The 20,088-nt window shown below is 56.1% G+C and carries 15 protein-coding genes; 13 read left to right on the top strand and 2 right to left on the bottom strand.

Annotated elements, in window-relative coordinates:
- Positions 1–3: 3 nt before the first annotated feature.
- Positions 4–318: a hypothetical protein gene (locus AEYBE204_RS39015; RefSeq protein WP_023464122.1), complete on the bottom strand. Its 315-nt coding sequence runs from the start codon at positions 316–318 to the stop codon at positions 4–6.
- Positions 319–657: 339 nt separating this feature from the next.
- On the opposite strand from AEYBE204_RS39015, the gene traA reads away from it, so the two are divergent.
- From traA to AEYBE204_RS38960, 12 genes are all read left to right on the top strand, one after another.
- On the top strand, positions 658–3,327 hold the full coding sequence (gene traA, locus AEYBE204_RS39010; RefSeq protein ID WP_023464121.1) for a Ti-type conjugative transfer relaxase TraA: 2,670 nt from the start codon (positions 658–660) through the stop codon (positions 3,325–3,327).
- A 265-nt stretch (positions 3,328–3,592) separates the two neighbouring features.
- Complete coding sequence (locus AEYBE204_RS39005) at positions 3,593–4,375, top strand: hypothetical protein (protein WP_155908523.1); 783 nt, start codon at positions 3,593–3,595, stop codon at positions 4,373–4,375.
- Positions 4,376–4,498: 123 nt separating this feature from the next.
- A complete protein-coding gene (locus AEYBE204_RS39000) occupies positions 4,499–4,693 on the top strand; it encodes an RHS repeat domain-containing protein (RefSeq protein ID WP_023464119.1) in 195 nt (64 codons plus the stop codon).
- A 153-nt stretch (positions 4,694–4,846) separates the two neighbouring features.
- On the top strand, positions 4,847–7,183 hold the full coding sequence (locus tag AEYBE204_RS40520) for an RHS repeat protein (protein ID WP_155908521.1): 2,337 nt from the start codon (positions 4,847–4,849) through the stop codon (positions 7,181–7,183).
- A 41-nt stretch (positions 7,184–7,224) separates the two neighbouring features.
- Positions 7,225–9,546 (top strand): RHS repeat domain-containing protein, encoded by a 2,322-nt coding sequence (locus AEYBE204_RS38990; RefSeq protein WP_162148422.1) that lies wholly within the window; start codon positions 7,225–7,227, stop codon positions 9,544–9,546.
- A 1-nt stretch (position 9,547) separates the two neighbouring features.
- A complete protein-coding gene (locus AEYBE204_RS38985) occupies positions 9,548–9,940 on the top strand; it encodes a hypothetical protein (protein ID WP_023464116.1) in 393 nt (130 codons plus the stop codon).
- Between the two features lie 355 nt (positions 9,941–10,295).
- On the top strand, positions 10,296–12,674 hold the full coding sequence (locus AEYBE204_RS40940; RefSeq protein ID WP_235068278.1) for a hypothetical protein: 2,379 nt from the start codon (positions 10,296–10,298) through the stop codon (positions 12,672–12,674).
- A 257-nt stretch (positions 12,675–12,931) separates the two neighbouring features.
- Positions 12,932–13,438 (top strand): antirestriction protein ArdA, encoded by a 507-nt coding sequence (locus AEYBE204_RS38980; RefSeq protein ID WP_023464113.1) that lies wholly within the window; start codon positions 12,932–12,934, stop codon positions 13,436–13,438.
- 479 nt (positions 13,439–13,917) lie between these two features.
- Positions 13,918–14,787 carry a pirin family protein gene (locus tag AEYBE204_RS38975; protein ID WP_023464112.1) on the top strand — a complete coding sequence of 290 codons (870 nt, stop codon included), beginning with the start codon at positions 13,918–13,920 and terminating at the stop codon, positions 14,785–14,787.
- 4 nt (positions 14,788–14,791) lie between these two features.
- On the top strand, positions 14,792–15,214 hold the full coding sequence (locus AEYBE204_RS38970) for an OsmC family protein (RefSeq protein ID WP_023464111.1): 423 nt from the start codon (positions 14,792–14,794) through the stop codon (positions 15,212–15,214).
- A 49-nt stretch (positions 15,215–15,263) separates the two neighbouring features.
- Positions 15,264–15,812 carry a hypothetical protein gene (locus AEYBE204_RS38965; RefSeq protein WP_023464110.1) on the top strand — a complete coding sequence of 183 codons (549 nt, stop codon included), beginning with the start codon at positions 15,264–15,266 and terminating at the stop codon, positions 15,810–15,812.
- Positions 15,813–15,891: 79 nt separating this feature from the next.
- A complete protein-coding gene (locus AEYBE204_RS38960; RefSeq protein ID WP_023464109.1) occupies positions 15,892–17,835 on the top strand; it encodes a M61 family metallopeptidase in 1,944 nt (647 codons plus the stop codon).
- Positions 17,836–17,897: 62 nt separating this feature from the next.
- Here the strand turns inward: AEYBE204_RS38960 and pelA are convergent, their stop codons facing one another.
- Positions 17,898–19,025: a pectate lyase gene (pelA, locus tag AEYBE204_RS38955; protein WP_031231638.1), complete on the bottom strand. Its 1,128-nt coding sequence runs from the start codon at positions 19,023–19,025 to the stop codon at positions 17,898–17,900.
- 113 nt (positions 19,026–19,138) lie between these two features.
- Between pelA and AEYBE204_RS38950 the strand changes: the two genes are divergently transcribed.
- Positions 19,139–20,074: an alpha/beta hydrolase gene (locus AEYBE204_RS38950; RefSeq protein ID WP_023464107.1), complete on the top strand. Its 936-nt coding sequence runs from the start codon at positions 19,139–19,141 to the stop codon at positions 20,072–20,074.
- The last annotated feature ends 14 nt before the right edge of the window (positions 20,075–20,088 follow it).

The raw sequence follows: 20,088 nt of genomic DNA, 5'->3' as shown, positions 1-20,088 counted from the left end.
ACCTTACGCCTGAGCGTCCGGAGACGTAACATCTCCACCATTCGCGTCCGGCCTGCGAGATGATCGCACATCGATCAGATCATTGAACAGATCGACGTCGGTATCGCGCGACAGGAACTGCGGGAATTCGCGCCGTATCCATGTCTTCAGATCATCGGCAAACGGATCGTTGTGTTCGAGGCGGTACAGCACGAACGCCCCCAGCAAAACTTTGCGCCGCGTATCGACGGCCCGTTCGCGTTTGGACAGTCGTGCCTTCAGCGTCTTTTGCCGCGCTTCCAGTTGCGCCAGTTGTTCCTCGATCGACTTGCGTACCATGCCGCCCTCCCTGGTCATGGTAACATAGTAAGCGCAAAATCCTGCAACCTCGCAAGTGCAAAAATCAATCTAGGCGGGAGTTATGCTTGCGCCATAGATTCGACTGTGGTTCATTATTACCGTTCAAATTAGCGACCAGAACCTGACAAACAAACACCCCAGAGGAGGTCTGAAGCGAAGCAAAGACCGACACAAGGGCGCACTTACGAGTTGTGGCCAACTCAGATGCGGCATCGGTGAAGCGATGCGAAGAGAAGTCGAAGACGCGGGGGCGCGGCCCCCGCACCCCGTAGGTAAAGTGGCGTGAGGCGTACAAAATAATTTAGCGCGGCGGTCGTAATGGCGATCTATCACCTCAGCATGAAGCCCATAGCCCGCGGCTCGGGACGTTCCGCCGTCGCGGCGGCGGCCTATCGTGCCGGGGAGCGGCTGGTCAATGAACGCGATGGTCTGGTGCACGACTTCACCCGTAAGGGCGGCATCGAGCATTCGGAGATCGTCCTGCCAGACGGCAGTGCGGCCGAATGGGCCAATGATCGCTCCACCCTGTGGAATGCCGCCGAAGCCGCCGAGAAACGCAAGGACGCCCGTGTCGCGCGGGAGTTCGAGATCGCTCTGCCACATGAGCTATCAGCCGAAGAACGGCTGGACCTGACACGCGACTTTGCGCAGACCCTTGCCGATCGGTTCAATGTCGCCGTGGACTTCGCCATACATAGCCCGGACGATGACACTGACATCCGTAATCACCATGCCCATGTCATGATCACCACGCGCGAGGTAACGAAGGACGGCTTGGGTGACAAGACGACGCTGGAGCGCGAGAACCGTTGGCTGATTGAAAACGGCCTGCCCACCTCCCAGCAGCAGCTTAAGGACATCCGGCAGGAATGGGAGGCCATTGCCAATCTGCACCTGGCCAGAGCCGGGCATGAGATACGCATCGATCACCGCTCGCATGAAGACCGCGGGCTGGAGATCGAACCAACACAGCATATGGGCGTACACGCCACCCAGATGCAGCGACAGGGCAAGGACGTCGAGCGCCAACGCCTTGAAGAGGAAGCCGCGAGAAAGAACGCCGAACGTATCCGCCAGAACCCCGATGCGGTGCTGGACATTATCACCGGGGAGAAGAGCGTCTTCGACAAACGCGATATCGCCAGAACGCTTCACCGCTATATCAATGACGACCCGACAGAGTTCCGGACCCTAATGGCAAAGGTCATGGGATCAGCCGAACTGGTCCAGTTGACCGAACCAAACGAAAAAACCTCGGCCAAATATTCGACGCGGGAAATGGTCGATACCGAAACAGGCATGGTGCAGTCCGCCGCCGCCATGAACCACAGTCAGCGCCACGGCGTCGAGGATCGCCATGTTACGGGCGCGATCAAAACACAGGATGGGTCAATCATCACAGCGCATCTACATGGGATGAAGGACCAGATCGCTAATAACAGCATGACCCGCGATCAGGTCATCGACCACCTGAAGCAGAACCACATCGGCCTCAGTGCCGAGCAGCGGCACGCGGTCCGCCATGTCACCGGCCCGGAGCAGATCCGCGCCGTCGTCGGCTTTGCGGGTGCCGGCAAAAGCACCATGCTTGCCGCCGCCCGTGAGGCGTGGGAGGCGCAAGGCTATACCGTCAGGGGTGCGGCGCTTGCCGGTAAGGCAGCGGAAGGGCTGGAGGAGTCGTCTGGCATAAAGTCTCGCACCCTGGCCTCATGGGAGTACGGCTGGAAGAATGGCAAACACCAACTAACGAACAGGGACGTTCTGGTCATCGATGAAGCGGGCATGATCGGCTCGAACCAGATGGCGAAGTTCGTAGAAGCCGCCCAGACGGCCGGCGCCAAGCTGGTCCTCGTCGGCGACCATGAACAGTTGCAGGCGATAGGGGCGGGAGCGGCGTTCCGCAGTATCGCGGAGACCACGGGCTTTGCCCAATTGCAGGAAGTCCGTCGTCAGCAGACCGACTGGCAGCGTCAGGCGTCGGTGGACTTTGCCACCAACCGCACGACCGTAGGACTTAGCGCTTATAACGAACATGGCATGGTCGAGATGCACGGGACGACCGATGCGGCGCGACTGAAACTGGCCAATGACTATGTGGCCGACACCGAGGCCCATCAGGACAAATCGCGCCTGGCGCTCGCCCACCGCCGCGCAGATGTCCGTCAACTGAACGTTGACATACGTGAAGCGCTTCGTAAAAAGGGTAAGCTTCCGGAGGAGAGAGACTCCGCAGGCGGGGGTGCGGATGCCGTGCTGTTCCGGACGAACGACGGTGTCCGCGACTTCGTCCCCGGCGACCGCCTGATCTTCCTTGAGAACAACCGCGACATGGGCGTTAAGAACGGGATGTTGGGCACCGTCGAGCACACAGCACCCGGACGACTATCGGTGAAGATCGATGGCGGCAAGGGACGGGTGGATATCGACGCCAGCGAATATACGGCGTTCGATCATGGCTACGCCACGACCATCCACAAGACGCAGGGCGCGACTGTCGACCGCGCCTATGTCCTCGCATCCGACACCATGGACCGGCACCTGACCTACGTCGCCATGACCCGTCACAAGGCAGAAGCAAGGCTGTACGCAGGCAAAGATGACTTCGCCGACGGCAACGCCCTGGCGAGGCGTCTCAGCCGCTCAGGCGCGAAGGAAACGACGCTCGATTATCTGACGACCGCGCCCTATGCGAAACAACGCGGACTGGAGACGCCACCGGTCCTGCGCGCCAACCAACTCATGAGCAGATGGTCAGGCCTGATGAACAGCCTCAAAGAGGCCGGTGAGGACATCCGCTACGGCGTCAAAGCGAAACTGGAACAGGGCCTGCGCAATGTAGCAAAGGCCGTGCGCGGCGATACCGAAGTCGAAGGTGTTCTGGCGAACCGTGCCAAGGATTTGGGCATGACCGTTTCGCCCAACCGCACCATCGGACAGGAAATGGAAAGGCAGATCGGGCGGGGACGTGAAAGGGACGTAGAACGGTAACCTTTACTGTCGTCCCACATTGCAGACCTTGTACTCAAACTTCAGGAGCCATCTTAGACAGGAAGGTGCCGCAGATCGAGCGCTTTTATGTCCGGCACCTGCCTCTGTCGCCTGAACTTGCCCGCAACCTTCAGGTCATGCCTGTGAAGCGTTTGGGGTAGTGTCTTATCGGATGTGAATGCCCTGTCCGACTGGAGCCCACGAAATCGTAGCGACATTCCTCCGCATAAATCGTGTACTTCGCACCTACTATCCGGTTCAATTTTTGCGAGAGCTGGTCTATGAATCATCGTGCGGGGCATTCTTCGGGGGCGTGGTGCATATTCTTCCCAGTCATTTGGAGCCGATGTACGTTGAGGTCACGCGCCGGTTTTCCGGTCTGGGGTCGTGGCTTGATCGTCGGCGAACCCCCGTCGGCATTGCGCTCTCCATCACCGCTCACCTGCTGTTGGGGCTGCTGCTTCTGCTTAAGCAAGTAGGCGGCGGAGGCTCAGAGCAAGGGCTTTCCGGCACCGGACCGGCGCAGGCGGGCGACTATGGGGTTGAGGTCGTCCTGATGCCATCAAGCGCCATTCAAGCCGCAGCAAACGAAAGCACCGCCCTGATAACCGACACAGTTGTGGATATGACCGACGTCGAGGCACTGCTCTCCACCGCCATTACAGAGATCGCCTCTACGCCCTCAACGGAGGCGTCCAAAGACACAGCCGATTCCGATACCAATCTCAAAGGGCAAGCCGCAAAGGCAGGTGCGGCGGGCGGCGGCACTGGCTCAACCGCCAATGACGGTGATGCTCTATGGGCGGCGATTGAGCCCTGCTGGCGGCGCAGGGCGAATGCGGACACCTTGCCGGTGACCTTGACCGTAAGTTTCGGTGCTGATGGCAAGTTATCGGCTGTACCAGTTATTGAGCGGCTGGATGGTGCCGGTATCGGACCGCAGTTTCAGGTTTCCGAAACACAGGCGATTCAGGCGTTGGCGGAATGCGGTGGGTACAGCATGGCGGCGGGACAAGCCAATGTGCGGATCAATTTCCCGAAACTCTGATTTCCCGTCCACGGAGCAAATTCTCAAAATGCGGATCAAAATAACCACATTAACGCGATTAATGTCTTGTTGAGGCTGCAAACCTATGATCTTCTTGCGGGGGCTGTATCAGACGAGGGGACAATGACGGGCAAGCTTTTTGGCATGGTGACACTGATTGTGGGCATGGCGATAGCCTCCACATCCTTGGCGGGGACCACCACCTACAAATATGACGCTCTAGGCCGGGTGATCGAGGTGACATTTCCCAATGGAAGCAAAGTGACCTACACATATGATGCCGCTGGCAACCGCATCCAGACGTCACGGACATCATAATCCCGTTTCCAGTTGCACGCTTGCGCTTTGACGGCTTTTGTCATGCCCGCCCTCACGCGGCACAGGACGCTTAAATTTGCATAGGGTGTTCGCTTTGAAGAAGATGAACACTCACCATAAAATACAGACAAGACAAGACTTTACGGGGGTAAAGTGACTTCCAGTCAACTCCGCGCCATTCGTGCGATTACAATGCAATTTGCCCTGCGTACTGCCGCAGCTATCTTACTCCTCGCAACTGGGTTTTTAGCGACATACGCCGTTGCCCAGACGAGTTATGTTTCCAGTCTCAGGATACATAGCCCGGCAACCTCGGATGAAAACGGTGTAAATCTCGGTACTGGCCAATTCGTGCCGCCATCGCCGCTGTCCTCGATCGGTACGGGTGTCAGTGGTGTTGTAGAGCATATCGGCGGATCGGATTTTCCCAACGGTAGTAACTATGTAGGGGGAATTACATTTCAGGACGCTAATGATCCATCGTACATAAATCAGTTTGCCAAAACGCTCTATAAAAGCGATTCGACGGTTCTCGTTTACTTTGGAAGCTATAGAAAATCCTTTGGATGGGATGGAACTAAATTTTACCCGCATGACGGAAGTATGGATACTCTCGAAACGGGAAGTCAGGCAGGTCAAAGATTCGACGGCGGTATTAAGCTCACAACGTCTGATGGGACGATTGTATATTTTAGCGGATTTTCACCTAACAATCCTGGCAACGGTCCGTTGCTGCCGAGCGACTTTGGCGTCGATGCAAAATTTGCCATTCTGTCTCAAATTATCAAGCCGGACGGTGAAATAATTTGGTTGAATTATAATCAGCAAGGCGTGGACACTGGATATGGCGAAATGGACCAACTTTTCGGCATGCCGCCCGATCAGTTTATTTCTACTACGCCAACCGGATTTACGAGCTCGCTGGGTTGGGGCATGTGGGGTACATCGGGCGACGGTATTTCTTCTTACAATTTGATCAGTTTTTCGGGACTATCTGGGCCGAATTACCCGAACAGTATGGTCAGCATCTACGCGACCCCATTTGGATTTGGAACAGCTGAGAATCAGCGTGGGCCAAATCAATGGGTTAATAATTATTCCTATTATTATTCGTGGAAGTTGAAAAAAGGGAACGGGCTTTGGGTAGGGGGTATAAATGATCAATATAGATACGAAGAAACGGTACAGGAGCGCGGCATTACCTCCTGTGACAATAACTATGAAATCAACACAGAGATCACGACTAACTGGTCGTTAGAATACGCTTTAAGCAACACGTCTTGGGGATGCGACAATGTTCAGAGGTATAGATATTTAGAAAAAGTGGAGATAAAAAATTATTCCGGCACTTCGAGATTGGTTGCGGAATATCATTCAATTCCAAACGATATGGTCATGTATAACTGGCAGTCTTTTGGCGGTTGTCGGGGGGCGCTCTATAATGCGGCAACGACCAATTGCGTAAAGACAATTACACGAGGCAGTTCTGTCTGGAAATATACCTGGAGCGGCGGCACGGTCGATATTGAAGATCCAAAAGGCAACCACCGGATTGTCGTGGCCGATTATGATACATTGGGCGGAACGCGCATTTTGTCCGATACCGACGCGTATGGACGTAAAACGGAATATGAATACGCTGATACAGTGCATCTGAGTAAGGTCAAACTCCCCGAAGGCAATTACGTCGAATACGAATACGACCGGAATCGCCTAACCAAGGTGAAGAGCTTTCCCAAGGGCGGCGGTACGCCACAAGTTGTCGAAGCCGGTTATCCGTCGACCTGTACAGCCGCAACGGCGAAGGTGTGCAACAAACCGCTTTGGATGAAGGACGCCAAAGGTAATCAAACCGACTATACATACGATGCGCAGCACGGTGGAGTATTGACCGAAACCGGGCCTGCGGATGCCAATGGCGTCCGACCACAGGTTCGTTACACTTATGAACTGAGACAGGCTCAGGGATTAAACAGCAGCAATCAGATGGTAAATACGGAAGCTCCCGTGTGGCGTCTCATTCGGACCTCATCATGCACGACCGCCTCTTGGAATAATCCAGCCGGCTGTGTTGGCACCGTAAATGAGCAGATCAAAGAATATGCCTATAACCACCCGAACCTGCTGGTGACATCTGAAACCGTACGCGCGGGTGATAATTCGCTGTCGGTAACGACAAGCTATACCTATGACCTTGTGGGGAATGTGACCTCGGTCGATGGCCCGCGCACGGATGTCGATGATCGCAGCTATGCGACCTATGATGCTTTTCGCCGGAAAATCTTCGAGATTGGCGTTGACCCTGATGGCGGCGGGGCTTTGAAGCGTCAGGTCATCAAACATTATTACGACACTGACGGTTTCGAATACCGCTCAGAAGTCGGTACCGGCAATGCGACGGATGGCTCGGATTTCGTTTGGTCTTCGGCCAAAAAGATGACCTATGACGCAACTGGGCTCCTGCTCAAGACCGAAGTGGTGGTGCCGTGATGTGGAAGCACAAGACGATAGGACGTGTCTGGGCTAAGCTTGTGGCGACGGTTGCCGGAGTCGCGGGGTTAGCGCTTGCCACAGGCGCACTGGCCGAGACGACGGTTCAGGTCACCCAGATCAGCTACGACGCCGTCCGCCGTCCAGAATGCACGGCGGTTCGCATGAACCCGGCGGCGTTCGGCAGCTTACCGGCGAGCGCTTGTAGTCTTGGCAGTGAAGGGACTTATGGTCCGGACCGGATCAGTCAGACGGTCTATGATGCCGCCGGTCAGGTGACACAGGTATGGCAAGCCGTCGGTACTTCCGCACAACGTGCTTATTCGAGCTTCACCCATTCCAATAATGGCAAGGTGCTGGATTCGATCGACGCCAACGGCAATCGCACCCGGATGACCTATGACGGGTTCGACCGGCTTGTCGGTATCAACTATCCCTCGATTACGGGACCGTCGGCGTGGAATCCCAATAATCTGGCGACATCCGGTGGCATTAGCAGCACGGATTACGAAAGCTTCTCCTACGATGCCAATGGCAACCGGGAGGGCTGGCGGCGACGCGACGGCGGGTACATTGCCTATGTCTATGACAATCTCAATCGGGAAATAACCCAATCTAACCCCGGCAATTCAATCCGGCCGATCTACACAACCTATGACCTGACCGGAAAGGTACTGAAAAAGCGCTTCGACCACTGGGATGGGCAAGGGATCACCTATTGGTACAACGGTCTTGGCTATATGGTTTCAACCCAGGACATGAACGGGCGCGGTCAGTGGTTGGGTATCTGGCCCCATGGCGTGCGCGGTGCTCTGGTCTATTCCGACGGTTTCGGCATCAATACGGACGACCACGACATTCTGGGGCGGACGCGCGTTGCGTGGGCCTGTCTGCCGAACGGTGGCGGCTGTTCGCCCGCCTTCTCGCAGAATTTCGACAATCAGGGGCGGCGCAAGAAGTTGCAACGCGGGGTCTATATCAACAGCGATGCGACCTGCTATACGAACGAAACCTGCTATGATTACGACAATGTCGGGCGGGTAACGTCGATCCAGAACAATCTGGCCAACACCAATTACGACGTAACGTGGAGCTTTGCCTATAACCCGGCGTCGCAACTGACCAGCGTCAATGCCTCGACCGATGTCTATGACTACCGCGAGACGCAAAACAGCACCGATCCCCGCGCCTTTGACGGTCTGAACCGTGATGCCGGGATAGCTGCGGTAGGTGGATATGATGGGCGCGGCAACCTGATCGGTGAAGGCACGGGCGGTCGGGCGTTTGTCTACGACCTCTATAACCGGCTCAAGGAAGCGACCGGCAATGGCGCGAACCTCAGGCTCGACTACGACCCGGAAGGGCGTCTGGCGCGTTATTCGAGCGATGGCGGCTGGACATGGACAGAGTACCTCTACGACGGCGTAGACCTGATCGCCGAGTTCAACGGCAACAGCACCTCGCCGACCAAGCGCTATATCCACGGTCCGAATACCGATGATCCGGTGATGTGGATCGACTATACGAACAACACCAACGGCTTTTACTATACCAACTATCAGGGCTCGATCATCGCCACGACGGACATGTCCGGCAATAAGCTGGAGGTGTTCAAATACGGTCCCTATGGCGAACCGAAGAACGAAGCCGATCAGGATTCATGGACGGGCGCCAAGTTCCGCTACACGGGCCAGACGGTGCTGCCGGAAGCGCGGCTTTATTACTACAAGGCGCGTGTGTACGACCCTATCTATGGACGCTTCCTCCAAACTGACCCCATCGGCGCAGAGGATGATCTGAATTTGTACGGTTACGTAGGGGGTGATCCAGTGAATCATACCGATCCTACCGGGATGTGTGAAGAGCTGGTCAAATGCTTAACGGGAGGAACTTACCGACAGGCAGATGGTTCTGTTCGAATTGAAAGCAGCATCGTTCTTCGAGCACTGGTTCCAGGTCAAGTGTCTTGGGATGATGCGCGCACTAATTGGGCAAACGGAAAGAAGGCTGAAGCAGTCGTTGGGACTGGTGCGATGCTGGGTGAACAAGTAGTCACCGTTTTGTCGCTTGGGGCGGCGCGCGGTGCATTCTTGGGTCGAGCCGCTGCTGCGGAAGTGGCGGAGACGACTGGCAGTCGCACACTGTCGAATGAGGCTCAACGTGCTATACGTTCGTATGAAAAACGGATCGTAGAACACCAAACAAAGTTAGCTGAATTCAAAGCTAATCCAACTGTCCGCCCCGGAATGGAAAATCTTTCCAAAGAAGTCATTGAAGCGCAACATCAGCGTAGAATCGCTCATTTGGAACGTGAAATAAAAGCATTCGAAAAAAATATTAGAGACATTCGAAACGGAAACTAAAATGGAAATCAACAAGCTATTCGAATATAAAGTAAATATTTATCGAGAATACGAATCATTTAAAGCGTCAATAACAGAAGGGGCAGCTCTTTTGATCGAATCAACGAAGATGACAGCCCCTATTATTTTGGAGAAAATGTCAGATTGGGTATCAATGGTTCCCCTTAAGGAAATTTGTTTTTCAGGAGATTTAGCAGCAGAGTTTGAGGATGCTGCGGATGAATTTCTCGAAGACGGGAACCATTTAGATACGCCGACTTCTGCATTTGAATCTCATAATGATGCATGTGAACATTTTTTGTTTGCGGCAGGTTACTCAGGGAGTCGACTAGTCGTTTTTGCAGAAACTACTGGGGAGTTGGAGGTGGCATTAATGGCTAACCTTAAAGCTTGATTGGAATGCAAGATAAAAGCAATGCCTCCGAAGTTGGCTAAGTGATTTTCTGAACATCGGAAAATCGGGAGACTCGTGATTGCGTCATGAGGCTGTTTTGGCTTAAGAGATTGAATTTGCGCACTTAAACATGCCTCCTGATATCTTGCCGGGCGTTCGGCAATACGACAGTGTGGAGCTGCATAATTCATAAGATATTGATTTGCTAAATTTATTTATAGTGTTTTAGATCGTAGCGTGCCGTGTATAGCCAAGATTATTGACCTATGCATATTGAATCAAAGGTAAGGTGGTAGCCGCACGTTATGGATTGCGGCATGAGCGGCGCTTTCTTTTTTCAATGTCAGAAAGCGCAATGAGACCTGTTTCCAAACTCACCCCTCGAATGATTTCCAACTTTTGCAAGGTTCGCCTGTCGTCGGTGTTATCACCGCATGAAACTGATCGACTGAGACATTATCTGAACGACCTTCTCGAACGCCGCATCTTCCCGCCGTATTGCAAGAACCACATCGATTGCGCAGCGGTCGGGCAGGTGACCGGCATTGATGAGCAGCGTCTGTTTGATGTGCGCTCGCACATTCGTCCTGTGTTCGACGCCATGTGTCGCGCCCTGGCAGATGCGGGGGAGCCACAATTTGTCCCTGGAATAGTCCCGCGTGAGGCCAGATACCTGCCGCCTTCCAGCCCACCTGTAATACCGCCTGCCGTTCAAATTTCGATAGACGGTCCGACGGAGGCACCGAAACGAAAACGGGGCCGCCCTCGGAAAGGCGAGATCAGGCCTATTGTGGCGAAGCCAGGCGGCGGTGAAAGAAAGCGCGGGCCGAAGCCCAGAGAGATTGTCGAATTTCCTGAGGCCAAATGGACCGATTGGATTGAAACATCCTCATTCTCACAGATGCTATCGCTCCACATGCGCCGACATGGCGACAGTGCACACCACCTCAGCCGCGCCGTTTCCGGCGAAGATATGAGTCTTGATGCTCACCTGTTAGGGCATTGGATAAAGGGCAGGCGATCACCGCAGACATCTCAAAGTTTCGCGCTCCTGAATCGCATCGAGCGTCGGTATCGACTGCCGATGAATTATTTCAGCGCCCGGCTACCGCACCGGACGAGAGCGGTCACGGGGAATAGGCTGGATGATATCGAGCCGTCGGTTCGAAGGCGTCTGGCCTGGCATTTGCCGGATAACTTCAGATACCGCCCTTTGGTCGAACAGGATGAAATCCTTCAATGGGTGACAAACACGATCATTACCGGGGCAACCGACTATAGAAAATATCAGGCAGCGGCCAGCAAGCAAAGATACGGCATCAGGTTTCGCAGCATACGTAATGGGCGTATTGTTGGGCTGACCAATCCCGCAGACACCGACGCCAGCGATGCGGAAAGCGATAATCCGGCTATGCCGGTTTCGACGCTCGCGCCCGTCCATCTTGAGCAGGAAATGTCGGACCTCATTCGTTTTAAGACGGCGACGCTGACGTCTTATGGCTTTCAGCGCAATGGTGTCTGGAACGACGAAACCTCTGATCAGAAGGTGGAGCATCTTGGCCTGTTATTCGGTGCATTCATCGCGAAACCGGATAGTCCGGTTCGCGGATATGGAATGAGCCCAAAAGCTTTAACCTTCGCCATGCTGGTCATACCCTCCGTTTGGGACTGGTATCTTCAGTGGCGGGAGCAGCGCCGGGGTTTTTACACCGCTTGGGAAAGCGATATGCTCGTCATAGGGCAGTCGATGGTGCGTGAGGATACGGGCTGGTTACGTCAAATGCCGCACCTGGCCGAGCGCCTCCGACCTGTGCCGGGTCTTATCAGCGAGGAGGACGTCGCACGGGTGCAGGCGAACTGGGCAGGGGCATGTGATGATTTGTTCCGCCACGCGCGTCACCGCGAAAAGGAGATCAGCCGCGTCGCCAAGGTTCACCGTGATCCGTTTGAACCGATCCTTGCGGTGCTGGAGGCCGACAGCCCGTTAGGTGAGTATCGTAAGATCACCGAGGAAATCCTGCGTCTCATGCCTGATGAGCGGCTTTACCCCAAGGCCAAAGCCGAGGCTGTCAGATCGTTCCTGTTGCTGCGTCTGGGCCTGCATTTGGGTTTGCGGCAGAAGAACCTCCGTGAACTTCTCATCTGCCCTAAAGACCGCGTGCCGACCATAGAGCGGCACCTTGAAAATTTGAAGCGTGGCGAACTCCGGTGGAGCCATCGCGATAACGGTTGGGAAGTGCTCATCCCCGCCGTCGCGTTTAAGAACGCCACGTCATCCTTTTTCGGCTCGAAGCCGTTTCGGTTGGTGCTGCCGGATCTCGGCGGACTCTACGATATGATCGACGCCTGGATAAGTCGTCACCGGGCGGTGCTGATTGGCCCGGCAGACGATCCTGGCACGTTCTTTGTCAAGTCGGTCAAACAAACCAGCGCCAGCGCGGCCTACAATCAGACGACCTTCTACGAGGCTTGGAAGCTGACGATCCAACGGTATGGCATATACAACCCCTACACCGGCCGCGGCGCGATCAAGGGCTTATTGCCTCACGGCCCGCACAATGTCCGGGATGTCCTCGCCACCCATATTCTCAAGCAAACCGGCTCGTATGAACAGGCAAGCTACGCCATTCAGGACACCCCTGAAATGGTCTCCCAGCACTACGGACGGTTCCTGCCGCAGGATAAGGCGGCACTGGCAGCCCAAATACTAAACCGTGTCTGGGAGGCAGCATAACTTCGACTGTTTGTCGCTGTTTGATCAAACGCGAGTTCATTCGAAAAAGGAAGAACAGAGCTAAGGGGCGTCGCCCCTCGCGCCCGTAAGGGTCTGCGATAAATGGTCCGGGCTGTATCCCCGGTCTTCAGGCAATGCTTGCCTTGCAGACCGGGTGATCCCCCTCAGTCCGGACTACCCTGTACGTTTGCTAACCCCACCCTCGGCGGGAGCCAAGGGTTGCATCACGCAACCCCTAACCCAAAGAGGACAAGCAAATGACCACCCTTTACGCTCAACCCTACGATATTTCCGCTGGCGGGTTCTATTTCAAAAGCAAGGAGGAATACTCGCTCAAGTCCAAATCTCTAGTGAACGATTACGGCCAGCCGGTTGAAGAGTTTGAAATGCAATTTATCGATGGAGACAGCCTTGATTGCGCGCTCTTTGCAGCCCTTGATGTTCATCAGGGAGACATTGAGGGCTATTTCCAAGCCGTTGAAGAATGGGACGATACAGACAAAATCAAGGTAATTATTGCGGTAGGTGAGGCGGGCTACAGGTTCAACATTAGCAAGGATTCACCGGATCGGTTTGACGTCGAGTTATATGAATGCGTCCGCATGAGCGATCTTGCCGAGCAGTTTGTCGCAGAAGGACTTTACGGGGTGATTCCTGAGACCCTTCGCAATTATATCGATTACGAAGCGATCGGCCGCGACTTATCGATGGATTACGCTCAGGTTACGGTTGATGGTACTCCGTACATTTACCGTTGCGCCTGACTTGAGGGACCGGAAAGCCAGCGATGTGCTGACTTTCTGACTGGCCACCTCTTGGGGCTCTGCCCCGCCGGTTGCGAACCCGCCCACCCGGCATCCCCGATAAGACAGATCAAAATGAGCTATCCGCCTACTAGCCCGGAAATTTAACACACATTTCAGCACACAAATTTTTTCGATATCAAAATAATCAATAAATTTAACTGCTTCCCGCTTATTCAATCAGGCTCATAACCTGAAGGTCGTCAGTTCAAATCTGGCTCCCGCACCCATTATCTCAGCTAAAATAACATCTTAGAAAGCCCGCACAAGCGGGCTTTTCTGCGTTTGGGGCTTACCCTAACCGGGTTTGCGTATGTAAAAATTTCGCATGACCTTGCCCCCGAAACCGCATAGTTTCTCTTGAGTTTCAAAGCATCGTAGGCGCGATTGAAATACGGTGTTACCGTTCCGTCGTTTGCATGATTAAGCCGGAGTTCCCCATGTCCGACGCCATATCCCTCATCATTCCGCCGCGCGAGAAAGACCTCGGTGGTTTCATGGTCAAGCGTATCCTGCCGTTCGCGAAGCACCGCATGGTCGGGCCGTGGATTTTCTTCGACCATATGGGGCCGGCGGTGTTTCAGCCCAATACCGGAACCAATGTCCGTCCGCACCCGCATATCAATCTGGCGACCGTAACCTATCTTTTTGAAGGACATATTCACCACCGCGATTCGCTGGGGTCGAGCGAGGTGATCTCGCCCGGCGATATCAACCTGATGGTGGCAGGGAAGGGCATCGTCCATTCCGAGCGCGAACCGCTCGAAGGGATCGAACAGCCGCGGTCCCTGCACGGGCTGCAACTGTGGCACGCCCTGCCGGAAGCCGATGAGGAAACCGACGCGGCGTTCTACCATTACGACTCCGCCGATATCCCGGCGGTATCGGTCGAAGACGTGCCGGTGCGGGTCATGATGGGGACGGCCTATGGGGTGACGTCTCCGGTCAAGACCTTTGCCGAAACCCTGTATCTTGAGGCGCGTCTGACGCCGGGGCAGGTGCTTGATCTGCCGACCCACGTGGCCGAACGCGCGCTTTATGTTGTCACCGGCGCGGTCAGCGTCAACGGTACGCCGGTGGATGAGCACCACATGGTCATTCTGGAGACCGGTGCGGCGGTGGCCATCAAGGCGGAGACCGAGACGCAGCTGGCGGTCGTCGGCGGTGAACCCTTCACCGAGCGGCACATCTACTGGAACTTCGTTTCGTCACGCAAGGAACGCATCGAGCAGGCCAAGGCCGACTGGCGCGAAGGCCGCTTCCCCAAGGTGCCGGGCGACGAAATCGAATTCATTCCGCTACCGGAATAACCGCATGTCCGACCATATCGAAGCCCATGTCGAGGAAACGCACCTCAGCCCGTTCAGCGTGGCGGTCGAGGTCAGTGGCCATGCCCTGTCCGGTGATGAGCCGGTCGCGAAAGGGGGGCTCGATCTGGCGCCGTCCCCTTATGATTACCTGCTGACGGCGCTGGGGACCTGTACGGCGATCACCGTGCGCTGGTACGCGCAGCAAAAAGGCTGGCCGCTGGACGACGTCGCGGTGCGTCTGACCTACGACCGCGTCAAGGATCATCCGTCGGGCAAGGCGGACATCTATTCCAAGACGGTGTCCCTGACCGGGCCGGATCTGACGGATGAGCAGCGCCAACGCCTGTTCGAGGTGGCTGCCAAGTGTCCGGTACACAAGACCCTGACCAACGGTGTGTTCATCGAAAGCGTGTTCGATACGCCTTGACTTCAAATTGAACATTGTTCAATATTGTTGAGTTTCGAGGGAGGAACGCATGAAACCCATTCTGTTCGTCGCTGCGTTGCTGAGTGCCGGTCTTTTTACGGCGTGTTTGGCTATGCCGATTCTGGCCGCTACGCCGCCAGCCAATCAAACCAAGGCCTTTCCCAATGCCGACGGGCCGTTCAGCGCCGCGCTGGTGTTGGTCGGCGAAGCCAGTCTGGCCGAATTCAAGAAGCCCGCCGATCAGGGGTTGCAACTGACCCTCATCAAAACGGCCAGTCCGGGGGACAAGATCGCCGCCAAGGTATTGTTCATGGGCTTTGCGCTGGACGAAGGCTTCGGCAATGTGACCTACGATATCCGCGTCCTGAGACCCGACGGACAGGTCTATGGCACCAAAAGCAAGGCCGACCATAAGGGTCTGCTGGGCTTCAAGGGCGCGACGATGAATGCGACCAATATCTTCAACAACGCGGCGACTCTGGTGCTCGATTTCGAGGCCACCGACCCGGAGGGTGTCTACAAGATCGAGGTTGTCGTGCATGACACCATCGGCAATCACCACATACCGCTCAGCGCGGAGGTTACCCTCAAGCACTAGATCTTTGTAATTTTTGTGACTTTACAAGCCTCGGGCGCGTTCATTAGGTTGGGCGCCATTATTAATAGTGAGGCGCGTGATGCATAAAGCGATGAAGTTCTGGGGTGTCAGCTATTTGGTGCTGGCCGGTTTAGTGGCCACGATGCCCGTGACGGCGCAGGTCGTCGCACCGGCCACGCCACCGCTGCCGGTGTCGCAGGACATCGCCTATCCCGGCACGCTGAAGGTCTTCGTCGATGCCACCGACCTTCAACAGCGCGTTATCCGCGTCCGTCAGGTCATCCCTGTCACCAAGGCCGGACCGCTGACCCTGATCATGCCGCGCTGGCTGCCGGGCAAGCACGCTCCGCGGCCTCAGGCCGACAAGATCGCCAATATCCGCTTTTTGGCGGGCGGTCAGTCGGTGACCTGGCTGCGCGATCCGGTCGAATATACCGCGTTCCACATCACCGTGCCCGAAGGCGCCAAGGAAGTGGTGGCCGAGTTCGATTTCCTCAGCCCGATGACCACGGCGGCGGGGCGTGTTGTCGTTACCGACGTGATGATGAACCTGCAATGGGAAAACCTGTCGATGTATCCGGCGGGTTATTACACCAAAAATATCCCGACCGAACTAACGCTGAAACTGCCCGAAGGCTGGGAGTATGCGGCGGCGCTCGACACGGCGTCCAAAGCCGCCGATGGCACGGTGACCTTCAAGCCGCTGCCGTATGAGCATTTCATCGATTCGCCGATGTTCGCCGGCAAGTACAAGAAGACCATTGATTTGTCGGTCGATCCGAAGATCCCGGTACGTCTGAATGTTTTTGCCGACAAGCCGGGCGATCTGGCGGCCACGGACGAACAGGTCGCTCTGCACAAAAAGATGGTCGCGCAGGCCGTCAAGGTGTTCAAATCGCAGCACTACGACCACTATGACTTCCTGCTGCACTTGTCGGAAGAGATGGGCGATATCGGGCTTGAGCACCATCGCTCGTCGGAAAACGGCCACGAGCCCAAATATTTCACCGACTGGAACAATGAATTCGTCGGTCGCGATCTGCTGGCGCACGAATATACGCACTCCTGGGACGGTAAGTTCCGTCGTGGGGCGGACCTCTACAACCACGACTTCCATGAACCCATGCGTGGCAGTCTTCTGTGGGTCTATGAAGGCCAGACGCAATACTGGGGCTATATGCTGTCGGCGCGGTCGGGGATGTATTCTCAGGAACAGGCCAAACAAGCCATCGCCCAGATCGCTGCGTTGTTCGACCATTACGAGGGCTCGAAGTGGCGCCCGGTGATCGACACGACCAACGATCCGGTCATTTCGGCTCGGGCGCCGAAGAACTGGGTCAGTCAGCAACGCTCCGAAGACTATTACAATGTCGGGCTTCTGGTATGGCTGGATGCCGACACCCTGATCCGCGAAAAGACCAATAACAAGAAATCGCTCGACGATTTTGCCGGGGCGTTTTTCGGCATCAAGGACGGTTCGTTCACACCGGAAACCTACGAATTCAAGGACGTGGTGGCGACGCTGAACAGCGTCTATCCCTACGATTGGGACAGTTTCCTGAAAAAGCGCATCTACGAGACCTCCGAAGGCAGCTTCCTCGATGGCCTTGAGCGCGGCGGTTACAAGCTCGTCTATACCGACAAACCGACCGAGTGGATTCGGGCGCTGGAAAAGAAGCAGAAGGTCGTTAATCTCAGCTATTCGCTGGGCCTGATCGTCACCACGCCGACGGGCGAGGTCAGCAATGTCTTCTGGGACAGCCCCGCCTTCAAGGCCGGACTTGGGCAGGGCATGACCGTCGTCGCCGTCAATGGTGTGGCCTTCGATGCCGATGGGTTGAAAGCGGCGGTCGCGGCGGCCGCCAAGCCGAATGGCGCGCCGGTCGAGCTGCTGATCAAGCGTGGGAAAACCTATACGACGGTGAAGATCGACTATACCGGCGGGCTGAAATATCCGCGTCTGGAAAAGATCGAGGGCAAGAAGGCCTACTATCTCGATGATATTCTAGCTGAGAAGAAGTAGGGCCGCAGGCCCTACGACCCGTTAGTTGGAGCCTTCATCCTTCCCCGTTTACGGGGAAGGATTTACTTAGCAATCCGCGTCTTCCACGCCGGATAATCGACATCGAGCAAGCGTTGACCCCATGCGCCGTACCAGCCATAGCCTGAGCGGCGTTCGGGATGGATGTCAGCGTAATCCTTGACTCTTACGCCGTCGCGATTGGCCAGTATGACCGAATTATCATTGATATCGTAAAACCGCGCCCACAGCAGCGGCGCGTTCGGATCGTCGACCAGCCGGTTGTCGGTCGTCGCCGTGTGATAGTCGTACTTGACTGGGGCAGGCAGGGCGAAGGTCTCCAGCCGTTTGCCGGTGATCGCCGAGCGTTTGAACCACGCCACCGCGCCCTCGACCGAGGCGATGACCTCCGGCGACGGGTTGGGGATGCTCATCAGGTAGCGGACGTTTTCGACGCTTTCCTGCGACACGATGGAGACCAGTTCGAAACTGCGGCCCTTGACCGGCGCCAGCGTCACCGGATCGTATTGCCCGGCCCAGCCGGTCAGTTGCCCGTTCTGACGGATTTGCAGTTTCAGCAGGCAGGCATCGCCTTTGGTAAGCGCTGTTTTGGTCCGATCGCGCCACGAGGTTGCAAGCTTATCAAAGGGATAGTCGCCAATGCTGATGTGGCGCAGCAGGCGCAGATTGCCCGACGTCACCTCGTCGGCCATCGTAATCTTGTCGTGATAGGTCGTCTTCGACGGCACCGAATGCGGCCAGCCGCCGCACGTCGACACCTGTTGCGACAGGATCAGGTCGAGGCCTTTCAGCGCCGCGTCGCGATAGGCCATCTTGCCCGTCAGGCTATAAGCACGCATCAGGTAATCGACCTGCGTATAGATATTGCGATTGTCGAAACTGAAATTCGGCGACGATTTCTCTTTCAGGGCCTCGGCTTTTTCGGCGTCGGACAGTATGCGCAGCGGGTCCCGGTTTTCGATCCAGCCGCCATTATCGTGCTGAAGCAGCAGGATATTATCGGCAATCGCCGCCACATCGCTCTCGGCATAGCGCGCATAGGCCTTGCCGTTGCGGTTCTGCCAATGGTGGATCGCATCGCCGAAGCCGTCGATGGACGGCGCGGGCAAGGGCGCGGCAGCGGTCGTCAGCACGGCGGCGGCGATCAGCGCCAGTGTCGATGCCGTTTTCATGATCATGTCTCCCTGTATTTTTGATGTAGCGGTAACACGGAGCGGATTTTTCGCCAAGCCCGCAGGGGAAACTGAAAAACGGGCGTATAGATATCCAGTTACGGAGACTGACCATGCGCATTTTACCGCTTTGCCTTGCTCTTATGATGACGGTTGCTGTCCCGGCCGCGACTTTGGCCCAGAGCGGCCCTATCCGCGAGCGTCTGAAAGACCGCATGGCCGACCGTCTGCAAACCAAGAAGGCGGAAGAGGCGCGTCCCATCGATCTGAGCGCCATCGCGGCGGGGGCGAAAAAGCAGACCCTGGCTTATGGCACCGACGCCTTGCAGGCCATCGATGTCTATACACCGGCGAACGCCAAAAACGCACCGATGATCGTCATGGTCCACGGTGGCGCGTGGAAGATCGGCGACAAGGGCAATACCGGCTCCATCGAGAACAAGCTGAAACACTGGCTGCCTAAGGGCTATATCGTGATCAGCGTCAATTACCGGCTTCTGCCCGCCGCCGACGCCTATGGGCAGGCTGACGATATCGCCACGGCGCTGGCCTTCATTCAGAAAAACGCGGTCAAATGGGGCGGAGACGTCAACCGCCTGATCCTGATGGGCCATAGCGCCGGGGCGCAGCTTGTGGCCGTAACCTCTGCCGATCCGTCGGTCGTGACGGCGAAGGGCGGCAGGCTCTGGTCCGGGACCGTGGTGCTCGATTCGGCGACCATGGATTTGCAGGCCACCATGAGCCAGAAACGCCTGCCGGCCTTCTATACCGAGGCCTTCGGCAGCGATCCGGCGAAGTGGTCCAAGGCCTCGCCGCTGGCGCGCCTGACGCCGCAGGCCGTGCCGATGATGATCGTCTGCTCGACCAAACGCCCGGACAAGCCCTGCGCTCAGGCCGACACCCTTAGCGCGAAACTGAAAAGCCTCGGCAAGCCCGCGCCGGTTCAGAAAGAGGCCCTGAGCCACGCCGATATCAACCGGCTGGTCGGCACGCCCGGCGCCTATACGGAGGCCATCGATGCCTTTATTTCGACGCGTATTGGCAAATAAGGGGCGCGAGGTTA

Source organism: Asticcacaulis sp. YBE204, assembly GCF_000495855.1.
Lineage (GTDB): Bacteria > Pseudomonadota > Alphaproteobacteria > Caulobacterales > Caulobacteraceae > Asticcacaulis.
Note: the sequence above shows the minus strand (reverse complement) of the source record. Positions and strands in the feature narration are given on the sequence as shown.